Source organism: Streptomyces sp. NRRL B-3229 (assembly GCF_000719505.1).
Taxonomy (GTDB): domain Bacteria; phylum Actinomycetota; class Actinomycetes; order Streptomycetales; family Streptomycetaceae; genus Streptomyces; species Streptomyces griseorubiginosus.
In genome coordinates this window covers 1-2187 of sequence record NZ_JOGP01000065.1, presented here as the reverse complement: position 1 = coordinate 2187, position 2187 = coordinate 1, and the positions used below count along the sequence as shown (strand labels likewise).

General features: G+C 69.0%; 3 protein-coding genes and 1 pseudogene. 3 read left to right on the top strand and 1 reads right to left on the bottom strand.

Going from position 1 to position 2187, the window contains the following annotated elements; translation table 11 throughout:
- Positions 1 to 79 precede the first annotated feature (79 nt).
- From IF54_RS0138645 to IF54_RS0138635, 3 genes are all read left to right on the top strand, one after another.
- Positions 80 to 418: a hypothetical protein gene (locus IF54_RS0138645; RefSeq protein WP_030327347.1), complete on the top strand. Its 339-nt coding sequence runs from the start codon at positions 80 to 82 to the stop codon at positions 416 to 418.
- Positions 419 to 1025: 607 nt separating this feature from the next.
- Positions 1026 to 1478 carry a DUF5707 domain-containing protein gene (locus tag IF54_RS0138640; RefSeq protein ID WP_030327345.1) on the top strand — a complete coding sequence of 151 codons (453 nt, stop codon included), beginning with the start codon at positions 1026 to 1028 and terminating at the stop codon, positions 1476 to 1478.
- Positions 1479 to 1525: 47 nt separating this feature from the next.
- The gene (locus IF54_RS0138635) at positions 1526 to 1756 is read left to right on the top strand and encodes a hypothetical protein (protein ID WP_030327343.1); all 231 of its coding nucleotides are present in this window, start codon (positions 1526 to 1528) and stop codon (positions 1754 to 1756) included.
- A 135-nt stretch (positions 1757 to 1891) separates the two neighbouring features.
- On the opposite strand, the pseudogene IF54_RS41880 reads toward IF54_RS0138635, so the two are convergent.
- Positions 1892 to 2086, bottom strand: a pseudogene (locus IF54_RS41880) (IS1380 family transposase); the annotation flags it as partial.
- Between the last annotated feature and the right edge of the window lie 101 nt (positions 2087 to 2187).

Sequence of the window (2187 nt, the reverse complement as noted above, 5' to 3'; positions counted from 1 at the left end):
CCCGCATCCGCAGCGAATCCCCGGCGTTCGACCTGAACCACCCGTTAGTACCGCAAGCGGAAAAGGAGTTGAGCGCGCGATGACCGTGGAAGCGGAACGAGGTCTCGTCCGGCAGATCGAGGGACATCTCCTGCTGGCCGCCGCACGGGACGAGGGCCGCGCGGCGGCAGCGCGCACCGCGTCCCGGCTCGGATGGCTCACCGACATACAACAGGAGGCGCTGGAACGGGAGTTCGTGGCAGAACACCTGGCGCTATCACGGACGTCGTGGCAGCGCACGGCAGCACGGGCAGAAGAACTCCGCCAGGCGTACGAGACGCGCTACCGCGCCCTGCGGCGGCGCCTCCTGGCCTGGCTGGTCCTGGCATACGTGGCGCTCGCGGCGGCGGCCGCGCTGGTGCTGTCCGCTTCCGCCTAGAGGCCGGGCGCCCGGCGCGGGGCCGGGAACGGGGGCCGGAGACAGGAGATGTCGGAGGCTGCGCACTCGAGGTCGTGAAGACGCCGGTGACCCGGACGGGGGAGGGGGGGCGCCGAGCCGGCCGTCGCTCGGTTTCCCAACACCACGGAGCGGGCCTGTGTGGCGCCCTGTGCTCGGCACGTGTGAGCAGCCGTGACGCCACGACTGCAGGAGCCGCAACGCGTCATCCCGACGCCACGACCTAGGCCGAGCACGATGCGCCTGAAGGTGGCCGGGGACGCTGTTCTGCGGTCCGCTGCTCGCCGACGCATGGCGGGCTTCTGTCCGCGGACGGAGGCTGCCCGGAACATCGGATACGGAGGCTGCCCGGAACATCGGATGTGGGCCGGAAGGTGAAGGGGCAGCGTGTCGACTCTGCTTTCACGCGCCTGACCACTGGATCGGACCGTCAGGCTGGGAGTGAGGTGCTGGGGCGTAACGTGCGTTACTCAGGCCGCAGTTGAGTACGTGTGCTCATACCCGGCGTTCGCCGCGCGGCCAGGATGGGTGCACGGCGCCGACGAGAGCGCCGGTGGGATCCAGCTGAGTCCGTAGGGGAGAACTTCTCATGTCGCGTCGTATCGTCGTTTCCGTTGCTGCTGGTGTCGTCGTGCTCGGTGGAGCGGGTACCTTCGCTCTCGCCTACGCCGGGGACCAGGCGCCGTCGGTGGCGCACAGCGCGGCCCGCTACACCGCTGCCGCCGCCGGGCGTGACGGTTCGCTGGCCTTCACCACCGACGTCACGGCGTCCTCCGCGGTCAGGAGTGTGAAAGTGCTGGCGTGGCCGGCGAACTCGTCGTTTGCGAAGAAGGGCCTGACAGTCAAGGACATGGCCGGTGCGGAGCCTGCTCTTTGCAAGCCCTCGGACGGGAACAGTGAGCGGTGCACCTACAAGGTCTCCGTCACCCACACCGATGCCAGCGGGTCCCCGAAGGGCTTGTGGCATGTGGCCGTCCTGGTCACCGCCGAGGACGGCGACACGACCCTGGACACCAAGGCGGCCGACTTCACGGTGGCCTGATTCGAATTTACCGCGCCCCGTCTCCGGGGCCGGGGAAAGCAGGGGCGATGGCGGCGGACGAGTCGTGGCGGATGTTGGTGGACGGCGAGGAGTTCGAGGTCAGCCAACCGGACGGCAAGCCGGGCACCTACCACTTCATGTGGCTGACCGGGCCCGACCCCGGGTACGGGTTCGGGTTCAGCACCCACCCTCCTGTGCCCGCCGACACAAAGCATCTGGAGGACGCTGTCCGGGAGTTCCTCGCGCAGGTGGACCGAGGCACCGGACACATCGAGTGATCACCAGCAATCAGCCGCACAGGTCGTCGGACGCGATCCGCGGTCGAGGCTGATGCTTGCGTCGCGCGGGCGCTGCTGCTCCCGACTGCCGTGCAACCCGCGCATGTTCGAGGTGTCGGTGTGGCCTGCCCGGCAGAGCCGGGCAGTTCCGATCAGGGCGAGCAGTGGCATCCAGGCAAGGGGGCCGAGGGTAATCTGCACGATCTCCAGCCAGATCAGGTTCTGGGCCGTGCGGTGCAGGGGCAGGTTGCGCAGGCCGGTGGCGCGGGCGGCGCGGATGCGATCCTCAGCGCGGGCCCCCTGCCGGTGGCTTAGTTCGGGGGCGGCGATTGCCTAGGCGCTGTTTCTCGGATCTCTCTCCGTGGGTGGGGTGTTGGGGGCAGGCTGACTCCATGGGACGCGGAGATCTGACGAATGCGGAGTGGGATCGA